The organism is Kribbella sp. NPDC003505 (genome assembly GCF_040610875.1).
GTDB lineage: Bacteria > Actinomycetota > Actinomycetes > Propionibacteriales > Kribbellaceae > Kribbella.
The window spans coordinates 715011-736612 of the sequence record NZ_JBEXNA010000004.1 but is presented as its reverse complement, the minus strand read 5'-3'; the positions used below and the strand labels follow the sequence as shown (position 1 = coordinate 736612).

General features: G+C 69.9%; 18 protein-coding genes and 1 pseudogene. 7 read left to right on the top strand and 12 right to left on the bottom strand.

Annotated features, from left to right (window positions below; translation table 11 throughout):
- Positions 1-6: 6 nt before the first annotated feature.
- From ABZX12_RS17430 to ABZX12_RS17410, 5 genes are all read left to right on the top strand, one after another.
- Positions 7-1875, top strand: coding sequence for an acyl-CoA dehydrogenase (locus ABZX12_RS17430; RefSeq protein WP_355694170.1), 1869 nt, complete (start codon positions 7-9; stop codon positions 1873-1875).
- A gap of 318 nt (positions 1876-2193) precedes the next feature.
- Positions 2194-3414 carry a hypothetical protein gene (locus ABZX12_RS17425; protein ID WP_355694168.1) on the top strand — a complete coding sequence of 407 codons (1221 nt, stop codon included), beginning with the start codon at positions 2194-2196 and terminating at the stop codon, positions 3412-3414.
- Positions 3411-4058 carry a hypothetical protein gene (locus ABZX12_RS17420; RefSeq protein WP_355694166.1) on the top strand — a complete coding sequence of 216 codons (648 nt, stop codon included), beginning with the start codon at positions 3411-3413 and terminating at the stop codon, positions 4056-4058. The genes ABZX12_RS17425 and ABZX12_RS17420 overlap by 4 nt, the downstream gene beginning before the upstream one ends.
- Positions 4055-5290 carry a hypothetical protein gene (locus ABZX12_RS17415; protein WP_355694164.1) on the top strand — a complete coding sequence of 412 codons (1236 nt, stop codon included), beginning with the start codon at positions 4055-4057 and terminating at the stop codon, positions 5288-5290. The genes ABZX12_RS17420 and ABZX12_RS17415 overlap by 4 nt, the downstream gene beginning before the upstream one ends.
- A gap of 117 nt (positions 5291-5407) precedes the next feature.
- A complete protein-coding gene (locus ABZX12_RS17410; protein ID WP_355694163.1) occupies positions 5408-6178 on the top strand; it encodes a DUF4097 family beta strand repeat-containing protein in 771 nt (256 codons plus the stop codon).
- Between the two features lie 661 nt (positions 6179-6839).
- Here ABZX12_RS17410 and ABZX12_RS17405 read toward each other — a convergent pair.
- The 12 genes from ABZX12_RS17405 to paaN form a co-directional block, all read right to left on the bottom strand.
- Positions 6840-7088, bottom strand: coding sequence for a DUF6458 family protein (locus ABZX12_RS17405; protein ID WP_355694161.1), 249 nt, complete (start codon positions 7086-7088; stop codon positions 6840-6842).
- Between the two features lie 61 nt (positions 7089-7149).
- Complete coding sequence (locus tag ABZX12_RS17400; protein ID WP_355694159.1) at positions 7150-8931, bottom strand: NHL domain-containing thioredoxin family protein; 1782 nt, start codon at positions 8929-8931, stop codon at positions 7150-7152.
- A gap of 42 nt (positions 8932-8973) precedes the next feature.
- Complete coding sequence (locus ABZX12_RS17395; RefSeq protein WP_355694157.1) at positions 8974-10608, bottom strand: hypothetical protein; 1635 nt, start codon at positions 10606-10608, stop codon at positions 8974-8976.
- 130 nt (positions 10609-10738) lie between these two features.
- Positions 10739-11632: a carbohydrate ABC transporter permease gene (locus ABZX12_RS17390; RefSeq protein ID WP_355694156.1), complete on the bottom strand. Its 894-nt coding sequence runs from the start codon at positions 11630-11632 to the stop codon at positions 10739-10741.
- On the bottom strand, positions 11629-12531 hold the full coding sequence (locus ABZX12_RS17385; protein WP_355694154.1) for a sugar ABC transporter permease: 903 nt from the start codon (positions 12529-12531) through the stop codon (positions 11629-11631). Before ABZX12_RS17385 ends, ABZX12_RS17390 begins: the two co-directional genes overlap by 4 nt.
- Before the next feature lie 43 nt (positions 12532-12574).
- The gene (locus tag ABZX12_RS17380; RefSeq protein ID WP_355694152.1) at positions 12575-13855 is read right to left on the bottom strand and encodes an ABC transporter substrate-binding protein; all 1281 of its coding nucleotides are present in this window, start codon (positions 13853-13855) and stop codon (positions 12575-12577) included.
- Positions 13856-14057: 202 nt separating this feature from the next.
- Positions 14058-15089, bottom strand: coding sequence for a zinc-dependent alcohol dehydrogenase family protein (locus ABZX12_RS17375; RefSeq protein ID WP_355694150.1), 1032 nt, complete (start codon positions 15087-15089; stop codon positions 14058-14060).
- 15 nt (positions 15090-15104) lie between these two features.
- Positions 15105-15659, bottom strand: coding sequence for a hypothetical protein (locus tag ABZX12_RS17370; RefSeq protein WP_355694148.1), 555 nt, complete (start codon positions 15657-15659; stop codon positions 15105-15107).
- Complete coding sequence (locus tag ABZX12_RS17365; protein ID WP_355694146.1) at positions 15656-16219, bottom strand: WHG domain-containing protein; 564 nt, start codon at positions 16217-16219, stop codon at positions 15656-15658. The genes ABZX12_RS17370 and ABZX12_RS17365 overlap by 4 nt, the downstream gene beginning before the upstream one ends.
- A gap of 42 nt (positions 16220-16261) precedes the next feature.
- Entirely contained in the window at positions 16262-16780 is a 519-nt protein-coding gene (locus ABZX12_RS17360; protein WP_355694145.1) for a flavin reductase family protein, read from the bottom strand.
- A complete protein-coding gene (locus ABZX12_RS17355; protein WP_355694143.1) occupies positions 16777-18147 on the bottom strand; it encodes a serine hydrolase domain-containing protein in 1371 nt (456 codons plus the stop codon). The genes ABZX12_RS17360 and ABZX12_RS17355 overlap by 4 nt, the downstream gene beginning before the upstream one ends.
- A 180-nt stretch (positions 18148-18327) precedes the next feature.
- Positions 18328-20001 (bottom strand): phenylacetic acid degradation protein PaaN, encoded by a 1674-nt coding sequence (gene paaN / locus ABZX12_RS17350; RefSeq protein ID WP_355694142.1) that lies wholly within the window; start codon positions 19999-20001, stop codon positions 18328-18330.
- A gap of 71 nt (positions 20002-20072) precedes the next feature.
- Between paaN and paaI the strand changes: the two genes are divergently transcribed.
- Positions 20073-20504 (top strand): hydroxyphenylacetyl-CoA thioesterase PaaI, encoded by a 432-nt coding sequence (gene paaI / locus ABZX12_RS17345; protein ID WP_355694140.1) that lies wholly within the window; start codon positions 20073-20075, stop codon positions 20502-20504.
- Positions 20494-21591: pseudogene (pcaF, locus tag ABZX12_RS17340) on the top strand (3-oxoadipyl-CoA thiolase); the annotation flags it as partial. The gene paaI and the pseudogene pcaF, both read left to right, overlap by 11 nt.
- Positions 21592-21602: the final 11 nt, after the last annotated feature.

Here is a 21602-nt window from a genome sequence, read left to right as displayed (position 1 = left end):
GGAGGCGTGAGCCACTACAAGTCGAATCTGCGGGACATCGAGTTCAACCTGCTCGAGGTCCTGGGCCGGGGCGACGTGCTCGGTCAGGGCCCGTACGCCGAGATGGACGTCGACACCGCCCGCGAGGTGCTCGCGGAGGTGGATCGGCTCGCCAAGCGCGAGCTGGCCGAGTCCTTCGCGGAGGCCGACCGGAATCCGCCGGTCTTCGACCCCGAGGCCCACGAGGTCCGGATGCCGGAGGCGTTCAAGAAGAGCTACCACGCCTATATGGACGCCGAGTGGTTCAAGCTCGAGCTGCCGGCCGAGCTGGGCGGCCAGCCGACCCCGCCGTCGCTGCGTTGGGCCGCCGCCGAGCTGGTGCTGGGCGCCAACCCGCCGGTCCACATGTATGCCGCCGGGCCGAACTTCGCACACGTGCTGTGGCGCAACGGCACCGAGCGGGACCAGAAGATCGCGCACCACATGATCGAGCGCGGCTGGGGCGCCACCATGGTGCTGACCGAGCCGGACGCCGGTTCCGACGTCGGCGCCGGCCGGACCAAGGCCACGCTGCAGGACGACGGTTCCTGGCACATCGAGGGCGTGAAGCGCTTCATCACCTCGGGCGAGCACGACATGACCGAGAACATCGTCCACTTGGTCCTCGCCCGTCCGCAGGGCATCGAGGGCGTCGGCGGCCCGGGCACGAAGGGCCTCAGCCTGTTCGTGGTCCCGAAGCACCACTTCGACCTCGAGACCGGTGAGCTGACCGGCGAGCGCAACGGCGCCTTCGTCACGAACGTCGAGAAGAAGATGGGCATCAAGGTGTCCACGACCTGCGAGGTCACCTTCGGCGACAGTAACCTCGGCGGCCCGGCCAAGGGCTGGCTGCTCGGCGAGGTGCACGACGGTATCGCGCAGATGTTCCAGGTGATCGAGTACGCGCGGATGATGGTCGGCACCAAGGCGATCGCGACGCTGTCCACCGGCTACCTGAACGCGCTGGAGTACGCGAAGGAGCGGGTGCAGGGCGCCGACCTGACGCACCCGGCCAAGGACGCGCCGCGGGTCACGATCACCCACCACCCCGACGTACGGCGTTCGCTGATGACGCAGAAGGCGTACGCCGAGGCGCTGCGGGCGCTCGTGCTGTTCACCGCGACGTACCAGGACCGGGCCGAGCAGGCGCGGTACGCCGGCGAGCACGACGACCTGGCCGAGCGCGTCAACGACCTGCTGCTGCCGCTGGTCAAGGGCTACGGCTCGGAGAAGTCCTGGACGCTGCTCGGCACCGAGTCGCTGCAGACGTTCGGCGGCTCCGGCTTCCTGCAGGACTACCCGATCGAGCAGTACGTGCGGGACGCGAAGATCGACACCCTCTACGAGGGCACGACCGCGATCCAGGGCCAGGACCTGTTCTTCCGCAAGATCATCAAGGACCAGGGCAAGGCGCTCGGCCACCTGGCCGAGCAGGTGCAGGCGTTCGTCGCCTCCGAGGCGGGCAACGGCAGGCTGAAGGAGGAGCGCGGACTGCTCGCGCAGGGTCTCGAGGACACCCAGAAGATCCTGGGCATCATGGGGCAGGCCCTGATGGCCGCCAACCCGCAGGCCGAGAACGGCGACCCGCGGAACGTCTACAAGGTCGGGCTGAACACCTCCCGGCTGCTGTTCGTCCTCGGCGACGTGGTCTGCTCGTGGCTGATGCTCCGTCAGGCCGAGGTCGCGCTGGAGAAGCTGGGCGGCGAGCTGTCCCCTGCCGACCAGGACTTCTACGCCGGCAAGCTGGCCGCGGCCCAGTGGTTCGTGCGGTCGACGATGCCGTCGGTGCGCGCCGAGCGGGTCAAGGCCGAGCTCACCGACCTCGACGTGATGGACCTGCCCGAGTCGGCGTTCTGAACCCAGAGGTCGCGCGGGACCTCTTGACTCCTCCGGCTCGGCCACTTGCGCGGGTCGAGCCGGAGGTTCGGGGCCGTCGGCAAACACCGCGGCGGAGCCGGGGCATGAAATCGGCTGATCTGCCCCAGGTTGCCCCACGATCTGCCCTGTTGCGGAGCGTGTGGGTGTAGCAACGTTTCTGCCCTGAAACACCGTGACCCTGGCTCGGTCTCCCCTGTCCGGGCCAGGGTCGCGCCAACTCCTCCGGGGTGGAACCAGCCGATGTCGCCTTGCGTCCGTGTGAATGTGTTCAGCCCCGGTCGTCGTACGCTGTCCGCGATGCCCGTCCGATTCCTCACCGCCCTGCTCGCGGCACTCGCGTTCCTCCCGGCCCTTCCCGCCGCTGCGGAGACGCCGGAGCCGCCCGACCGGATCGCCGCCGTGTGGCGCACCGATCACCTGGCCGTCGACGAGCGGCTGCGGGCGGCGATCCCCGCGACCGAGCTGGACCGGATCCGGTCCGCGATGCGCACCGCCGGGGTTCCCGTGTACGTCGCGATCGTGCCGCGGACGCCGTCACTGCAGAAGATCAGGTACGACCTGCCGACCCTGCTGCACGCGCGCGTCGGGGCCCCTGGGCTGTACGTGGTGGCGGTCGTGGACGGCGACTACTGGTCGACGAACGCGGAGCTGTACCGGCAGGCCGGGCTGCGCGGGCGGGATCTGACCAGCGTCCGCGGCGACGACAAGCAGCGCCTCGACATCGTCTCGGACCGTCCGGCGCCGCAGATCGTCCGTACCATCCAGCAGGCGTCGACCGCATTCGACGGCCGCGCCCTACCCGCGGTCCCGGCGGCCGATCTGGAGCCGGAGCGCCCGCACCGCGGCCTCTCGGTGACCGACAAGTCGGACCGGGCCGTGTACGTCGGGCTCGGCGTCGGCGGGCTGCTCGGGTTGGTGCTGACACTGGTGACCGGGCTGCGGCGCCGCGGTGGATCCAAGCCGACGCGCACGGCCCGGCCGGTCGACGCGCGCGAGGTGGAGCTGCGGGCGGACGGGAAGATCACGCAGGCCGAGCGAGCCCTCGCGCGGCTGGACCGGCGCCGCAACAAGACGACGCAGCAACTGGACCGGCGCGACGACGCGTACCGCCGGCTCGACGCGGCCCGGGCGCTGCGCGCGGACACGACCGACGACGTCCTGGCCGCGGCCGGTGCGCTCGTGCTGGCCCGGCAGGCCGAGCGGATCGCGTCCGGCGCGGCCCTCGAGCCGCCGTGCTTCTTCGACCCGACGCACGCCCCCGGCACGGCGAAGGTCGACTGGTCGGACGAGGTCGAGGTACCCGCGTGCCAGCCGTGTGCGAGCGCCGTACGGCGGGGGAAGACGCCGCGCGGCCTGCAGGTGCCGGCCAGGTCGGGACTGCTCGGGCACGACCGCAAGCAGGTGCCGCACTGGACGCTCGACCCGGAGGACAGCCCGATGGTCGCGACCGGCTTCGGCGCGTTGTCCGACGACCTGGCCGAGCGGATCACGGCCCGGAAGGAGGATGAGGTCCGATGAGGCGACTCCTCCTGTTGCTGGTGGCAACTGTCTGGCTGCTGACCGGGACCGCCTCGGCGGCCACGCCGGCGGACCCGCGGATCACCGCCGCGGTCGCGGCCTGGGCGACGCAACCGTTGTACGTCGACCCGGACTACGGCTCGGTCGCCGACCGCACCGAGACGCTGCAGGTGATCTCGGGCGCGAAGGTGCCGGTGTTCGTGGCCGTCGTACCGTTCGGCGAGTGGTTCCCGGAGCAAGGCGACATCCCGATGCTGGCCGGCCGGATGGCGGCCGCGAACGGCAAGCCGGGGCTGTACGTCGTCATGGACGGCGACCGGTCGTACGGCGCCGCGCACCAGCTCGGCGTGTATGCGCCGAGCTGGACCTACGCGGAGCGGGACGAGTCGCTGAGCAAACAGCTCTCGGAGTACCTCGACGGGGTGCGTGAGTCGAAGTACAGCACGCCCAAGCCGGCCCGGACGGCACCGCTGCCGCCCGAACCGGAACGGACGTACCCGAAAGAGAAGTTCACCGTCGGCAAGGCGATCGGCAACGGCCTCGGCGGCCTCGTCCTCGGCCTGATGGGCGGCGGCATCCTCGGTGGATTCGTACTGATCGTCGCGGCGCTCACCCGCCCGCGACGACGGGAAGGACGCGCGTGAGAACCCGGTTCCTGCTGACGATGGTGGCGGCGGCGCTGACCCTGCTGGTCGCGGCTCCGGCCGAGGCCGGCCCGACGGGGACCCCCGCGGAGCGGGCGCGGGAGATCGCGACCGCGCTGCGCAAGGACCCGCTGTACATCGACCCGGCGTACAAGACCGCGCTGCCCGCCAATCTGCAGGTGGACGTGCGGGCGAAGGCGAAGGCACTCGGGTACCCGGTGTACACGATGGTGCTGCCGCTGACGCCGAGCGACGAGTTCCAGGGCGAGGAGAGCACCGTGCTCACCCTCGTGATGGACGCGCTGCGGCAGCCGGGGCTGTACGTCGTGGTCGACGGCGGCAGCCGGTTCCCGTGGTACGAAGTGCGGGACGTGTCGCAGGTCAGCGAGGAGAAGCTGCAGGCGGCGCGGAAGCGCGCCCTCGACGACGAGGGGTACGACGCCGGGCCGACCGAGGTGCTGGCCCGGATGTACGAACTGCTCGCCCAGCCGGGGATCCCGAAGACCTCGCAGCGGCCGGGCAGCAGTACGCCGTCGCGCCGCGACTACGGCGAGCCGGGTGGCCACGGCTGGATCGTCGCGGTGTCGATCGTCGGCGGTCTCGTCGTCCTGATCGGGCTCGGTCTCGTGATCGGGCGGACCCGGGGTTCGGGGCCGGGGCGGCGGCAGAATACGTTCCAGATCCCGCCGCACGTGGCCGCGACGGTGGCGGCCGAGCGGCGTCGGCGACTCACCCGGGAAACGGACGCGGAGCTCACCGCGCTCGGTTCGGAGCTGGCAGCGCTGCCGACGACCGAAGGCGCCGGGCTGGCGCACCAGCAGGCCGCGCTCGACGGTCACGCCGCTGCTGCGCGGGTTCTCGACTCGTCGCCCGACCTCGTCGACCTCGTCGGTGCCATGGTGCTGCTCGACAAAGCGCGGCGGGAGTACGACGCTGCCGTCGCGGCCGCGGCCGGCCGGCGTGTGGACGCCGTACCGGACCTGTGTGCCTTCAACCCGCTGCACGGCCGGGCGTCCGGTCGGCCGACCAAGGTGGAGTCCGACGGGACGACGCTCACGCTGCCGCTGTGCGCCGAGTGCCGGCAGGCGTTGAAGCGCCACTCGGCGCCGGCGTCGCTGCCCGGTAAGGACGGGCCGTACTGGCACGACGACTCGCTCTGGGCCCGGACCTTCTTCGGCACCACCGGCGACGACCTGGCCGGGGCCGTGTCGCGCGGCGAGCTGCATCGGTGAGAGGGCTTCCCTGAGGGCGGTTCAGGGACGCGTCGGGGGATCTGCCGGATCCTGGGGCCGGACGCCGGAGCCTACTGTCGTTGCGACAACGTGGGTGGGCTCGAGAAGAGGCGGACGATGGCGGAGAACAAACAGCTCGGAGTGATCCTGCTGGTAGCGGCGGCCGGGCTGGCGTTCTGGCAGTTCGGGGACCGGGACTCCGACGACACGCACCGGATCGACGACAAGATCTCCACCGTCCAGCTGGCCGCCGGCAGCGCCGACGTCACGATCAACGTGTCCGACGACGACACGACGTCGGTGCAGGAGAAGCGCAAGTTCTGGTTCTTCAGGCACGGCGACGCGTACTCGGTGAAGGACGGCGTCCTGAAGCTCGACGGCGACTGCGGCTGGCAGTGCACCGCCGACTTCGAGGTGACCGTGCCGCGCGGCACCAAGGTCACCGGCGAGAACGGCAGCGGCGACATCCAGATCGCCGGCGTGGCCGGGGTCGACGCGAAATCCCGCTCCGGCAAGGTCGAGCTGAGCGACGTCCAGGGCGACGTCACCCTCGACGTGACGTCCGGCGACGTCTCGGTCCAGGACCTGACCGGCAAACTCGACGTCAAGGCCAACTCCGGCGACATCGAGGCGTCCGGCTTGAAGGGCGGCGCGGTGAACGTGGAAACCACGTCCGGCGACATCGAACTGGCCCTCACCGAGTCCGCCGACGTGCACGCCAAGGGCACCAGCGGCGACATCGAGATCAGCGCTCCGAGCGGCGACTACAAGGTCACCACCGAATCCAGGCACGGCGACGTCGAGAACAACCTGGGCAACAGCTCCACCGCCTCCCACACCCTCACCGCCACCACCACCTCAGGCGACATCGAACTCCGCGCCGGCTGAGCAGGCTCCCGCCTGCGCGCATCGGCTGAGCAAGCCCCACGCCTGCTTCGCCGGAACCTATTTCGTCGCTCCGCTCCTCAGCGCGCCGCTCCGCACGCTCCGACCCCGGCCTAGCACCGGAACACAAGCTCCCGGCTACCGCCGGGGGGTTCCGGCTAACGCCGGGTGCGTCCGGCTGGCGCCGGGGGAGCTGGCTGGCGCCGGGCTGCTACCGGCAACCCTCCATGTCAACCGGCAACCGGCGCGCCTGCTCACGGTGCGGGCCGAGCCGGCGCCGCGCGGCGCGACGGGAAGCCCCGGGACCTGAGACAAGCAACGGTGACCGGAGACAGGTAATACCAGGTCCCCACCCACCACGTCTTGTCTCACCCCCAGCAGCTTTGACAACACCCCGCCGCCCCTAACCGAACGGCGTTGGGGTTAACCCCTGGTGTTGGGGGTTCTCCCCTCGCAGAGCAACGGAGAACCCCCAACACGAGGGGATAACCGCTCGGATGCTGATGCGTACGCGGGCTCGTGCTTTCTTCCGCGCGCAAGTGACCTACCGCATGCGGATACCCACGACCCCTCACCGATACCTACGTGCACTCGTGCGTGCCTGCTGCCGCGTGGGCGGTTCCGCGACGGATCCACCGCTCGCGCCGTGCTTCGGCGACGGTGGTTACTCCGTGATGTCGCGGTGGTGTTCTTCGACGACGCGGTATTCCTCTTCCACCGCGGGGTCGATGGCGTTGGTTTCTACGCGGCGGCGGCGGTTGGTGATGTAGAAGGACAGCAGGATGCCTGCCAGGCCGGCGAGCAGCAGGATGTAGCCGACGACCTGCAGGTTCACGGCGTCCCAGGTGTCGCGGACGGCGAACGCCAACACGGCGCCGACCACCATCAAGAAGATCCCCACACCGATGCTCATCAGAGAGCCTCCCAGCGAGTAGCCCTTACTCCTTCGACGGTACCCGCTACCAAACGCAGTCTCACGCACTCGCGCCGGAAAGAACCAGTTCGATTCTGGTCGGGCCGTCGGGGGTGACGCGGATCGGCACTCCCCAGTCCTGCCGGTGCATGTGGCAGGCGGGGAACTCCACCTCGGCGGAGTCGTCGCAGGACGCCGCCTGGACAGCCACGTGGAGGACCCCGGACCCGGCGTGCGGGTCGATGACGAGGCGCCGTACGAGGTCGGTGGTGTCGCCGGCGCCCTCGCGCAGCAGGTTGTCAGGCGTGGAGGACACCAGCAGCCGCGTCGACGGGCCGTAGCGGTCGTCGAGCTTCTGGCCGGGCGGTGGGTTGAAGACGACCTCGAGTGTGACCTCTCCGGCGGCCACATCCATCGGCGGGCGCTGCGTCCGCGTGCTGAATTCGTCCGCAGTAGCCGAAGCGCCCAGCGGCACGCGTGTCAGGCGATGCGCCGCCGACTCGACGACCAGCAGTTCGTTGCCCACGACAACAGCACCGCTCGGCTCGGCGAGGCCTGTCGCCATGGTCTCGACGGTCTCGGTCCGCGGGTCATAGCGACGTACGGCGCCGTTGTACGTGTCCGCGATCGCCACCGACCCGTCCGGCAGCACGGTCACGCCGAGCGGATGCTGCAGCAGGGCCTCACTCGCCTTGCCGTCGCGCAGCCCGAAGTCGAACAGACCGGTGCCGACCGCGGTGTGGACCTCGGTGTCGATCCAGCGCAGCGCGGAGATCTCGGAATCGGCCAGCCACAGCCGATCGCCGTCCGCGGCGAGCCCGCTCGTCTGCGCGAACCACGCCTCCTCGAGCGGGCCGTCCTTCAGCCCTTCGTTCGTCGTGCCCGCCGCCACCGCGGTCGCCCCGGTGAACGGATCGAACGTCCACAGCTGATGCACGCCGGCCATCGCGATCCACACCTTGCCGCCCCACCAGGCGACGTCCCACGGCGAGCTCAGTACGTCGGTCCCGTCGCCGTCCATCCACTGCTTACCGGTGCCGACCAGCGTGCGCACCTGACCGTCGGCCAGCGACACCCCGCGCAGCGCGTGGTTGACCGTGTCCGCGACCACGACGTCGTACCCGACCTGACCGGCCACGTCCGCCGGAAGCACCACGAGCCCGTTCGGCTCGGAGAAGCTCGCCTCGCCGGCCGCGCCGTCCGCAAAGCCGCGGTGCCCCGTTCCGATCCGCCGTACGACGGTGGTGGCGTCGGCGGCGAGCTCGACGATGCTGTGGTTTCCGGCGTCCGCCACCAGGAACCCGTTGTCCAGCGCAACGGCCTTCGCCGGGAAGCGGAGGTCGGTCGGCTCGGGCGTCGGCGCGACGTACGGCGACTGGCCGCGGGTGAGCGTGCCGGCCTGCTCGTGCTCGACGACCAACTCGGCCAGCAGCGCGTCCAGGGCGTGCGCGTGCCCTTCACCGGAGTACTGCGCGACGATGTACCCGTTCGGGTCCACCAGCACCAGCGTCGGCCAGGCCCGCGCGGTGTAGTTCTGCCAAGTGATCAGCTCCGGGTCGTCCAGCACCGGGTGGCCGACCTCGTACCGCTCGACGGCGGCCCGGACCGCCGCCTCCTCACCCTCGTGCGCGAACTTCGGCGAATGCACACCCACGATCACCAGCGCGTCGCCGTACTTGTCCTCCAACGGCCGCAACTCGTCGAGGACGTGCAGGCAGTTGATACAGCAGAACGTCCAGAAGTCGAGCAACAAAAAGCGCCCTCGGAAGTCCGCGAGCGACAGCTCCCGCCCACCCGTGTTCAACCAGCCACGACCCCGCAACTCCGGCGCACGCACATGCATCTCCCCATTGTCCGTCGCGGCTCAACCGGCCCGACCGGCGGGTCAGCGCGGCAGGATCAGGGTGTCGGTGAGGAGTTTGGCGGTCTTTCGGAGGGTTGCCGGGGAGGACGACAGGTCGGTGGCGAGGGTGTACGGGGTGAGGGTCTCGCCGGGGCCGACCAGGCGGTGGCGGTGGGCGAGGAGCCAGACGATGGCGCGGGGCCAGGTGGAGAGGCGGGCCTTGGCCAGCAAGTCGGGGGCGTCGCGGACCAGGCGCTCGGCGATGTCGAAAGCGTCCGGCGCATACGACGTGCCGAGGGTTTCGCCGGCCATCAGCCAGGCGTGCGGCGCCAGGACCGAGAGGGTTGCGGCCTGGTGGTTGTCCAGGCCGCGGAGGTCGGGCTGGGGCGGGGAGCCCAGGCCGGCCAGGGCTCGGTAAGCGTCTTCCAGGTCGTTGGTCGCGTCGTCGAGGAAGACCCGCTCGCCCGGCTTCGAGCCGACCGGGTCGATCAGCGCGGCAGCCTCGAGAGCGGGCTGCCAGACGTCGACGGCGTCGACCGCCTCGTCGACCGCGTCGAGGGGCAGGTGGGTCCGGTCGCCGGCGAACTCGAGCCAGGCCTTCACCACCACCGGTACCGCGTCGAAGTAGGTGCTGTCGGCAAGCACCTTGCGCGGCAGCCAGTGCGCGAGGAAGAGCTCGACCAGGACGGCGCTGACCCGCAGCGGGCCGCCGACGGTGCTGTCGACCGCGTGGTCGATCCACAGCCGGGCGATGTCGCCGGCGTCGTCCGGCAGCTCCACGGCGAACCGCGAGTCGAGGAAGTCCTCGACCAGCTGGTCACGCTGCCGCGGCGTCAGCAGCGGGCGCACTGGCGGCCGGACCGGGCGCTCCGGGATCTGCGTCAAGCGGTTGACCAGCAGGCCGGTGAAGAACTCGAAGTCCTCACTGACCGGCGGGTCGTCGAAGTCGCGGGTCTCGCCGAGCGCCTGCAGGATGATGCCGGCCGCGATCGGCGCGCGGACGGTCCGGATCGTCACCCGGCCGCCGCGCTCGTAGGCCTCCAGGACGCGGTCGACCGGCGGGCCGACGAAGACGTCCTTGATGATCGCGCCGAGATTGTTGTCGATGAACACCACCACGGTGTGCGGATGCTGCTCGTCGTCGTAGTCGAGCACGACGCTCAGCCCGTCACCGGTGATGTCCTCGGACACGATCGCGCTGGTCAGTCGGAAGCCGGCGATCCGGGTCACCCACTCGGGCACCTCGTCCTGGGTCCGCAGCCGGGAGACGTGGGCTCGTTGCAGCGGCAGCCGCCCGGCCGGGCCGACCGTCCGCGCGAGGCTGGTGAGCAGGACGAACGACTCGAGGTCACGGCGCTCGCCGAGCACCCGGGCCGCGTCGGCCCAGAAGAACCGCTCCACCTCGCCGATCTCGTCCGGGCGCCCGGCCGGCCACAGCTGGTCGGCCAGCATCGCCGCCGAACGCGCCACCGACGCCTCGGCGATCACCGGGTGCAGCGCGCTCGGCGCCGCTGCGAGGTCGAGGGTCAGCGTTTCCAGCAGCGTCTCCAGCACGGCGACGCTCGGCGTGGTGTCGACGTCGACACCCGCCGGGGGCACGTGCGGCTCGCCGGGGTCGGAGCCGACGAGCCGCAGATGGCTGCGCCGTCCGTCCCGTCCGCTCGGAGACTTGGTCACCTCCGTGAGATTACCGCCCGGTCCCGCTCCCCCGCAGTCCCGTCCGCGCGCCCTGTGGATAACCGCCTGCCGACACGACGGAGGGGTTGCGCACCGAACGTTCCGGTGCGCAACCCCTCAGGTCGGTGTGTCAGCCCTTCAGGGCACCGGCCATCAGACCGCCGATGAACCAGCGGCCCAGCACGATGTAAACGAGCAGCGTCGGGAACGACGTGATCAGGGCGCCGGCCATGCTGGCCGCGTAGTCGACCTTCTGCCCGCCGGCCAGGGCGGCCAGGCCCAGCGTCACCGGGCCGTTCTGCTGGGTGGTGAGGAACAGCGCGAACAGGAAGTCGTTCCAGACCGAGGTGAACTGCCAGATCAGCGTCACCACGAACCCGGAGATCGAGATCGGCAGGATGATCCGGGCGTAGGTCTGGAGCAACCCGGCGCCGTCCACCCGGGCCGACTCGATGATCTCGTTCGGTACGACGGTGGCGTAGTAGTTCCGGAAGATCAGCGTGCAGATCGGGATGCCGTAGATGCAGTGCGCGATGATCAGCGTCGGGATACCCCGGGTGACGTCCAGTTCGGTGAACGTCGTCCGCAGCGGCAGCATCACCGCCTGGTAGGGGATGAACATCCCGAACAGGATGAACGCGAACACGATGTTCGCGCCCGGGAACCGCCAGCGGGCCAGCACGAACCCGTTCACGGACCCGATCATCGACGAGATGATCGCGGCCGGGATCGCCAGCGACAGCGACCGGACCATGTACGGCTGCAGCACGTCCCAGGACTTGCGCCACGGCTCCAGCGTCCAGATCTCCGGCAGGTTCCACTGCGCGGCGGCCGTGGTGTCGGCGGACGTCTTGAAGCTGCCGACCACCACGACGTACACCGGGATCAGCACGAAGAGCAGGAACAGCAGCAGGATGACGTACTTGATCGTCCGGCTCAGCCGGGTCGTCCCGTCGGAGCCGGCCCGTGGCTTGTGGCGGATCGCGCTCGCGGTGGTGCCGGTGGCGGCCTCGACGGCGGTCATTCGTTGCTCTCCTGCCGGACGGTGTACGCGACGTACGGGATGACGAGGACGGCGACGACCGCGAGCATCACGATCGCGATCGCGGCCGCCTTGGCCTGGTCGCCGCGCAGGAGGGTGTTCCACATCAGGATCGAGGGCACCTCGGTACGGAACTGGTTCGGCCCGGTGATCGCGTAGATCAGGTCGAACAGCTTCAGCGACATGTGCCCGAGGATGATCAGCGCCGACAAGGCGATCGGCGACAGCTGCGGGAACAGCACGTGCCGGTACAGCTTGAACTCCGAGGCGCCGTCGACCCGGGCTGCCTCGCGCAGCTCCGGCGGGATCCCCCGGAAACCGGCCAGGAACAGCGCCATGATGTACCCGGACAGCTGCCAGACCGCCGGGAGGGCGATGGCCGCCATCGTCGTCCACCTGCTACCGGCGGTCCACCACGAATTCTCCAGGAAATTGAGTTGGAGGATATGGAACAGCCGGTTCAGTCCGCGCGCGTCGTCACCCTGGGACGGGTTCAGCAACCAGCCCCAGACCACACCCGAGGCGATCATCGAGATCGCCATCGGGAACAGGAAGATCGACCGGAACACTCCCTCGCCGGTGACGCCCTTCTCCAGCAGGAGCGCCCAGATCAGGCCGAAGACCAGCGTGCCCACGATGAACAGCACCGTGAGCACGCCGAGGTTCTTCAGCGAGTTGAGGAACCGGTCCTCGTGGAACAGGTTCGTGTAGTTCTCGAACCCGACGTAGTCGACCGTGCCGCCTCTACGCGCGGTGTGCCGATCGGTCAACGAGGTGTTGAACGTCCACGCGATCAGCCCGTACACGAAGTACCCGAGCAGCAGCACCGTCGGCAGTAGCACGAGGGCTCCGGGACCCCACGTGCGAATTCTTCCGTGCATGCTCAGCTCACCGCCCGAGAACCGGTCCGCAACTCGTTGCGCATCAGCTCGTCTTCATCGCGTTGCCGAGCGCCGTCTGCAGCTTTGCGACATCCGGGCTGCCGCTGAACTGGCTGAGCGCGGACAGGATGTCGTTGTTCTGTCCCGCCGTGCAGGCCGCACCGTGGGCACAGGACGGCACGATCTTGTCCTGCTTCCAGTCGGCCATCGCGCTCTGCTGGTACTTCGGGTAGTCCGCCGGGTTGGCGTCCGAGCGGGCCGGGATCGAGCCCTTCTTGGTGTTGAACGCCTTCTGGCCCTCGGCCGAGCCGGTGACCTTCAGCCAGCACTTCGCGCCGTCCGGGTTCTGTCCGTTGGTCGGCAGGGTGAAGGAGTCGGCGAGGAACTGGAAGTTGCCGGCGGTGCCCGGTGCCGGCCAGTAGGTGTACGCCGTGTCCGGGACCTTGTCGGCGAGCTGCTGCGCGGCGACCCAGTCACCCATCAGCGTGTAGCCGGCCTGACCCTTGTTCACGTAGCCCAGCGCGTCCGCCCAGTCGATCGCCTCGCGGTCGCTGTTGCTGAAGGTGAGCAGCGTCTTGTACTTGTTCAGCGCCGCGGTCACGTCGCCACCGGCCCAGTCGGTCTTGCCGTCCCACAGGCCCTTGAACTTGTCCGGGCCGAGCTCGGCGAGCAGCACGGCCTCGACCAGCATCTCCTGGGCGAAACCCTTCGAGAGGCCCAGCGGCGCCTTCACGCCGGCGGCCTTCAGCTTGTTCAGGTCGGCGATCCACGCGTCCACGGAGGCCGGGGCCTTGGTGGCGTCGATGTTCGCCTTCTTCAGCACCGTCGGGTTGGCCCAGACCACGTTCGCCCGGTGGATGTTCGCCGGGATCGAGTAGATCTTGCCGTCCACGGTCAGGTTGTCGAGCAGGTTCTGCGGGAACGCCTTGTCGAGCCCGAAGTCCTTGTACAACTGGCTGACGTCGTCGACCTGGCCGGCGTTGATGTAGTCCTTCAGCTCCGCACCGGCGTGCGCCTGGAACGTCGACGGCGGCTTGCCTGCCTGCAGATCGTTCGCCAGCACCTGCTTCGCGTTCGCACCGGCGCCGCCGGCCACCGCCGAGTTCACGAACTTGTAGTCCTTGCAGTCGGTGTTGAACACCGAGACCAGGCCGTCCAGACCGGCCTTCTCACCACCGTCGGCCCACCAGGTGAAGACGGTGACGTCCTTGTTCGCCGACGAGTTGCCGTCACCGCTGCTGTTGTCGCTGTTCCCGCAGGCGCTCACCGCGAGAAGACCCGCCGCGCCCACCAGCGCCAGGGTCTTGCTCAGACCACCACGCATGATTCACTCTCCGATCAGTTGATGGAGCCGCCTGTGACAACGATGCCCCCTTGACGGCCCAACTGTGGTCACGCGGCAGCCCGGGTGTCAACGTTCCGCGCAGGCGCGTTGCGCAGCCGTGACCCCGTGCACCTTGACAGTGTGAGAGCGCGCACATTGCTGCCCCGCGTGGGTACTGCGCGCAGCCGCGTTGCGCAAAAGGTCAGGGTCGGAGCAGCACCTTGATCGCGCGCCGTTCGTGCATCGCGGCGTACCCGTCGACGACGTCGCTCAGCGGGATCTGGGAGTCGAACACCTTGCCGGGGTCGATCTCCCCGGCGAGTACGTCGGCCATCAGGTCCGGCAGGTACGCCCGGCACGGCGCGGCGCCGCCGTTCAGGCCGACGTTGCGACTGAACATCGTCCCGATCGGCACCTCGACGCCGTGCGGGACGCCGACGAACCCGACCGTGGCCCCGGCTCGCGCGACGTCGAAGGCGGTCGTCATCGACTGCTTCGTGCCGACACACTCCAGGACGGCGTCGGCGCCGACCCCCTTGGTCAGCTCGAGGACGGCGTCCCGGGCCGCGTCGCCGCGCTCGGAAATGATGTCCGTGGCACCGAATTCCTTCGCCAAGTTCTGGCGCGGCTCATGCCGCGACAGGGCAACGACCCGCTCCGCGCCCATCCGCGCGGCCGCGAGCACCCCGCAGAGCCCGACCGCGCCGTCGCCCACGACGACGACCGTGTCGCCGGCCTTCACCCGCGCCGAGCGGGCCGCGTGCCATCCGGTGCCCATGACATCGGACAGCGTCAGCAGCGACGGAACCAGTGAGTCGTCGGGCATCTCGGGCGTCGCGACCAGCGTGCCGTCGGCGTACGGGAGCTTCACGTACTCGCCCTGGCCGCCGTCGGCCTTGGCGCTGCCGTAGCCCACCAGGTTCTGGCAGGCGGTCTGGTAGCCGGCCAGGCAGTGCGGACAGGTGCCGTCGCTGACCACGAACGGAGCCACCACGAAGTCGCCCGGCTTGACCGTGCGGACCTCGGACCCGACCTCCTCGACGATGCCGACGAACTCGTGCCCGATCGGCCGCGGCTGCTTGACCGGATTCTCGCCCCGGTAGGGCCACAGGTCGGACCCGCAGATGCACGAGGCAACGACCTTGACGACGGCATCGCCCGGCCCGTCGATCGTCGGATCCGGGCGATCTTCCAGCCGTACGTCGAATGCTCCGTGAATCACCGTGGCTCGCATGGAGCCCACAGTAGATCAGGCCGGAACGGGGACCTTCTCGACCCGCTTGGCACTCCAGGCCAGCCACACGCAGGCGGCGGCGAGCAGCACACCGTGACCGATCCGCAGGGCGGGCGGTCCGAAGAACTGCGGCAGGAACAGCCCGAATCCGACCGCGAACAGGATCGCCGGCACCGTCTTCAGACGCACCGCCAGCACGATCGCGCCCGCCGCCATGGTCAGCAGTCCGGCGCCGAACATCGTCATGGCAACCGGGTTGTAGCGCACGGACTCGGCCAGGTCGAGGATGTTCGGCTGGTTGGCCATTGCGTGCAGGCCGAAGTTCTCCGCCCCGTAATACGGCAGTGTGAGACCGGCGCCGATCCAGAACACGATCGCCGCCGTGCGGTCGAGCTGCAGCAACGCGACCGCGACCAGGATGAACCCGATCATCGCGCACAGGTGCGCGACGACCCAGGCGGTGGAGCCCATCGCGGCCGCGGCGCCGGACGTGGTCGTCTCGTCCTCCCACGGGCGAAGGGCGGGGTAGAGCAGGAACAGCACACCTGCGACGGAGAGCGGAATCCTCATGAGTCTTTCCTCAGGCTGGCGAGATACATCTGGACGATTTGGTCGTAGGTCTCGTCGAGGTCCTCGGGCAGACCGAAGCCACCCGCGGACTCGACGGACGCGAAGCCGTGCACGAGCACCCGCAGCCGCCGGGTCGCATGCACCGCCGCCGGGCCCTCCAGCCCGTAACCGCGCAGCGTGGCGTACATGACGCCGACCAGTTTCTTGCCCGCGGCCTCCTGCACCGGATCGTGCAGCGGGTCCATCGGCATCGCGGCGTACCGCTTCGGATGCGCGGCGACGTAGCCGCGATAGGCGTGCATCAGCGCGGTGACGGCCTCGTCACCGCCCATGCCCAGGACGGCGGCGGTGAACTGCTCGGTCATGTCCTCCAGCACCCGGACCCCGACGAGTGCCTTCAGTTCGCCGAGGTTCGTCACGTGCTTGTACAGCGACGGCGTGGCGACCCCGCAGCCCTGTGCGACGGCGGCGAGCGTGAGGCCCTCCGGCCCGTGCTCGTCGACGATGCCCAGGGCCACCTCGACCACGGCAGCAGGCGTCAGCGACCGTTTAATGACCATAGCCCATAGGCTAATGCCATTAGCCAACCGTCGTCAACAGGGTCAGATCGTCACGTACCGTCCACGGCGGTGGACCAGGGCCGGCACGTCGTCCGCGGCGAACTCCACGTGGGCGATCTCGAGCTGCACCTGCAGGCCCCAGCCCACCTCCGGCGGGTCCTGGTTCACCAGCGTGCAGCCGGCCCAGGTGGTGACGCCGACCGGCGCGGGCCCCCAGGCGGTGTCCGTCCAGTCGGCCAGCCGGAACGGCCCGCCCGGTGCGGGGGCCACGAACCCGAAGGCGTCGGCCAACTGGCGGTGCGGTTCGCCGAGCAGCGACACCACCGCGGTTCTTGCCTCGCGCAACGTTTCCCACAGGTCGGAGTCCGGGTCGAGCAGTCCGATCACGTACCCGGGCTCGCCGTCCGCGACCAGCATCGACGACACGGTGAGCCCGGCGCGCTTCCCGTCGTACGCCGTCGTCCACAGGCCGACCGGCGACGCCAGCCGCCCCCGCAACCGCCGTACCGGACTCCGCTCCGACTCGGGCGGCAGGAACGGGTGGTCACCGTGGATCGTCACGGAGCCACGGTAACGCGTTCTCCGAGGCCGAACCGGTCGATCGGGTGCAGGGTAAGGCCGCTGGAGCCGAGGACTGTTCGGACCGCGCCGTTGTCGTCGAACTCGAAGCGGTAGGACTCGCCGTACGAGCCGTAGCCGGTGCCGCCGGTGACGCGGAGGGCGTCGCCGTCCGCCTCGAGCGGCTGCGGATCGTCGGCCGGGTTCGCCCCGGACGGGTCGGTCGCGTAGAGCCGGCCGCCGATCAGCACGAAGTCGGTGACGCCCCAGAGGTTCGCGAAGCGGCCGGTGAAGCGCTGCAGGTCGGCGGCGTCGCCGCGGTCCTTGGAGTCGGCGAGGTCGAGGAGCCGGAAGAGGCCTTCCGCCAGCTGCGCCGCGGGCCCGTCGATCGCGTTCGTCAGCACCGACACGACGATCCGCTGCTCGGGGTCGACGAGGGTCCTGGTGATGTGGCCCGGATACCCGCCGCCGTGACCGAACACGTCCCGCTCGCCGACCTTCGTCACCGACAGACCGAGGCCGTACCGCGCCTTCTCGTCGGACCCGGTCGTCCACAGCGGGTGCTGCATCTCGCGCTTCGACTTGTCCGACAGCAGCCGGTCGTCGCCGGGCAGGTGCGCGGAGAAGTAGGTCACCAGGTCCCGCGCGTTGCCGAAGAACCCCGTCGCCGAGGCCAGCGCCCGGGTGTCGACATGCTCGATCGGAACGCGCTGGTCGGCGTACGACAACGCGCTGTACCCGGCGGCGTACTCGGCCAGCCGGGACGGGTCCAGCTCCGGGCCGAGGCCCGCCAGCCCGAGCTTGCCGACGATCGCGCTCTGGACGTAGGCGTTGTACGACGTACCGCTCGCGGCCTCGATCACGAGACCGAGCAGGCCGTAGCCGATGTTCGAGTACTTGAAGCGGTCGTTCTCCGGGATCACGGCCGACGACGCCTGCCGCAGTACGTCGAGCAGCTGGTCGCGGTCCGGGAAGCTCCGGGACAGCTGCCACCAGTCGGCGTCCAGGCCGTCGCGCGTGACACCGCCCGCGTGCGCGAGCAGCTCCCGGACCGTCCGCTGGCCGAGCGGCGTACCGACGATCTCGGTGACGTGCTGCTCCGCCTTGTCGTCCAGCCGCAGCCGGCCCTGTTCGACCAGTTGCAGCACGGCCGTCCCGGTGAACGTCTTGGAGTGCGACGCGATCCGGAACAGGTGCTGCTCGGTCAGCGGTACGTCGTTCTCCACGTCGGCGAGACCGTACGCGCCGGAGAACGCGACGGCGTCTCCGGCGTACACCGCGGCCTGGACCCCAGGGACCCGCTGGTAGTGCTGGTTGAACGCCAGCCAGCTGTCGTAGTAGGCGAGCACCTCGGTCAAGCTCTGGGTCACGACGGTCTCCTGGACGGATCGGCGGATGGAGATCAGAACGGCGGTTCAGTCATACCTTCCGCCTCAGGGTCAGCTCAACGACGCTTCGCCAGCAACTCGAGCACCGCGAGTCCCGCGAAGCGGAGGGCCAACCCGGCGACCAGCAGGGCGAGGGTCGTGCCTGATCATCCCGCGAGGCGATCACCCAACGTGGCGGCGTGACTGAATGACGCGGAACCGTCCCGCGACGTAGGCGCCGTCGGTGTAGGTCGCGTTCGCGGCCGGGTTCGCGCCGGTGCCGTGGAAGTCGCTGAAGGCGGCCGACTGGTTCACGAAGACCTGGCCGGTGAGGTTCTCCGAGAGGGCGACACCGGCGTCGAGCGCGGCCTCGCGGGCCTCCTCGAGAACCTTCTCGTCGGTCGAGTAGATCCCGGCCGTCATCGCGCCGTCCTCGGTGACGGTCGAGCGGAACACGTCGATCGACTGCGCGGTGTCGGCGGTCTTGACCAGGAAGGACACCGGACCGAAGCACTCGCGGGAGTACACCTCGGCGTCCTTGGCGTCGATCGCGACGAGCAGCGGCGTCCGGACGACCGCATCCGGGAAGGCCGGGTGCTCGATCGCGCGGGACGCCAGCACGACGTCGCCGTACTCGTCGGCGAGCTCGAGGCGGCTGATCACGGCCTGGTTGACGATGCCGCCGAGGATCTCGACCGCGCGGGCGTCGTCGCCGAGCAGCTTGGAGATCGCCGTCGCGATCCCGGCGCCGACCTCCTCGAAGGACTTGTGGCCCTCGTCGGTCTCGATCCCGCCGGCCGGGACGAACAGGTTCTGGGTGGTGGTGCACATCTGCCCGGAGTACAGGCTCAGGGTGAAGGCGAGGTTGTTGCAGAGTGCCTTGAAGGAGTCGGTGGAGTCGATGACGACCGCGTTCACGCCGGCCTTCTCGGTGAACACCGTCGCCTGGGTGGCGTTCTGCTCCAGCCATTCGCCGAACTCGCTGCCGCCGGTGAAGTCGATCAGCTTCACCTCGGGCCGGGTCGCCAGCGGCTTGGCCAGGCCGTCACCGGCCCGCTCGGCGGCCAGGGTGACCAGGTTCGGGTCGAAGCCGGCCTCGGCCAGCACCTCGCGGCACACGTCGACGGTGATCGCCAGCGGCAGCACGGCCAGCGGATGCGGCTTCACGACCACCGCGTTGCCGGTGACGAGGGACGCGAACAGGCCGGGCCACGAGTTCCAGGTCGGGAACGTGTTGCAGCCGATCACCAGCGCGACACCGCGGCCGGTGACTGTGAACGTCTTCTCCATCCGGATCGGGTCGCCCTTGGCAGGCTTCTCCCAGGTCGCGGTGGCCGGGTAGCGGCTCATCTCCTCGTACGCGTACGCGACCGCCTCCAGCGCGCGGTCCAGCGCGTGCGCGCCGCCAGCCTGGAATGCCATCACGAATGCCTGACCACTGGTGTGCTGCACCGCGTTGGCCAGCTCGAACACCCGCTTGTGCAGCCGGTCGAGGATCTCCAGCGTGACTCCGGTCCGCCCGTCGATCCCGGCCCGGCGCCAGTCCGCGAGACCCTGCTGCGCAGCGGTCAGCAGTTCGTCCAGGCCGTCCTCGACCATCCGGGGGTACGAGACGTCCATGCTGATGCCGTACGGCGACTGCTCGGTCACGACCGTGCCGCGCGCGCCGGGGATGTCGAGCGCGTACGTCGTCCCCAGGTGGGCCTCGAAGGCCGCCTTGCCGTCGGCCGCCGCGGTCTCGCCGTACACGCGGGGGCTGGGCGACTCCGGGAACGCGGAGTGGTACCCGCGGTCGTGGATCGCCTTCAGCGCGCCGTTCAGGCGGTCGCGATGGGTTGAGAGCAGGTCGGTGGTCATGGCTGCGATGTTACAGTCGTTGACGCGATTCGGACACCGGTGTCACAAGGCTCTTCTCGATTGGGCGGCGTATGGACGACTTGGCGGCGCGCGTGGCCGCGGCGATGTGGGCGGAGGACACGGCCAGCGCCGGGCTGGGGATGCGCCTGGTCGCGGTCGGCGAGGGCACCGCGCGGCTCGAGATGACGGTCCGCGAGGACATGGTCAACGGGCACGGGATCGCGCATGGTGGATTCGTGTTCACGCTGGCCGACTCGGCGTTCGCGTTCGCCTGCAACTCCCGCAACCGGGTGACGGTCGCGCAGGCCTGCGACATCGTGTTCGTGGCCCCGGCCCGCCGCGGCGACCTGCTGGTCGCCGACGCCCGGGAGCGCACCGCGTTCGGCCGGAACGGGATCTACGACATCACCGTCACCCGCGGCGACGAGGTGATCGCCGAGTTCCGCGGCCGCAGCCGCCAACTGTCCGGAACGATCCTTTCGGAGGAAGCAAATGAGTCGTGAGGCCTTTCTCGTCGACGGCGTCCGGACGCCGATCGGACGGTACGGCGGCGCGCTGTCGGCGGTCCGCCCCGACGACCTGGCGGCGCACGCGATCTCGTCGCTGCTGAACCGGACCGCGCTCGACCCCGCACTGATCGACGACGTGATCCTCGGCTGCGCGAACCAGGCCGGCGAGGACAACCGCAACGTCGCGCGGATGGCGGTGCTGCTCGCCGGGCTGCCGGACTCGGTCCCGGGCACGACGATCAACCGGCTCTGCGGATCGGGCCTGGACGCGGTCGCGGCCGCCGCCCGGTCGATCATTGCCGGGGACAACGAGATCGTGGTGGCCGGCGGGGTGGAGTCGATGTCGCGGGCGCCGTTCGTGATGCCGAAGGCGACGACCGCGTTCTCGCGGCAGGCCGAGGTGTTCGACACCACGATCGGGTGGCGCTTCGTGAACCCGGCGCTCAAGGCGCAATACGGGATCGACTCGATGCCGGAGACGGCCGAGAACGTCGCGGCCGAGTTCGGGATCAGTCGTGCGGACCAGGATCTCTTCGCCCTGCGGTCGCAGCAGCGGGCCGCCAAGGCGCAGGCCAACGGGCGGCTTGCCGAGGAGATCGTCGCGGTCGACGTGCCGGGGAAGCGGGGTGCGGTGACCGTTGTCGATGTCGATGAGCATCCGCGGGAGACCTCGCTCGAAGCTCTGGCCGGTCTGAAGACTCCGTTCCGATCGCCTGGGACTGTGACGGCCGGGAATGCTTCGGGGGTGAACGACGGGGCGGCGGCTTTGCTGGTGATGAGCGGGGAGGCCGTGGAGGAGCACGGGGTCACGCCGATTGCCCGTGTGGTGGGGACGGCGGCGGCCGGCGTACCGCCTCGGATCATGGGGATCGGGCCGGCGCCCGCGACGCGGAAGGTGCTCGATCGCACCGGCGTCGCGCTGTCGGATGTCGAGGTGATCGAGCTGAACGAGGCCTTCGCGTCGCAGTCGCTCGCCGTACTGCGGGAGCTCGGCCTTCCCGACGACGCCGACCACGTCAACCCGAACGGCGGCGCGATCGCCCTGGGCCACCCGCTCGGGATGTCCGGCGCCCGCCTCGCCCTCACCGCGGC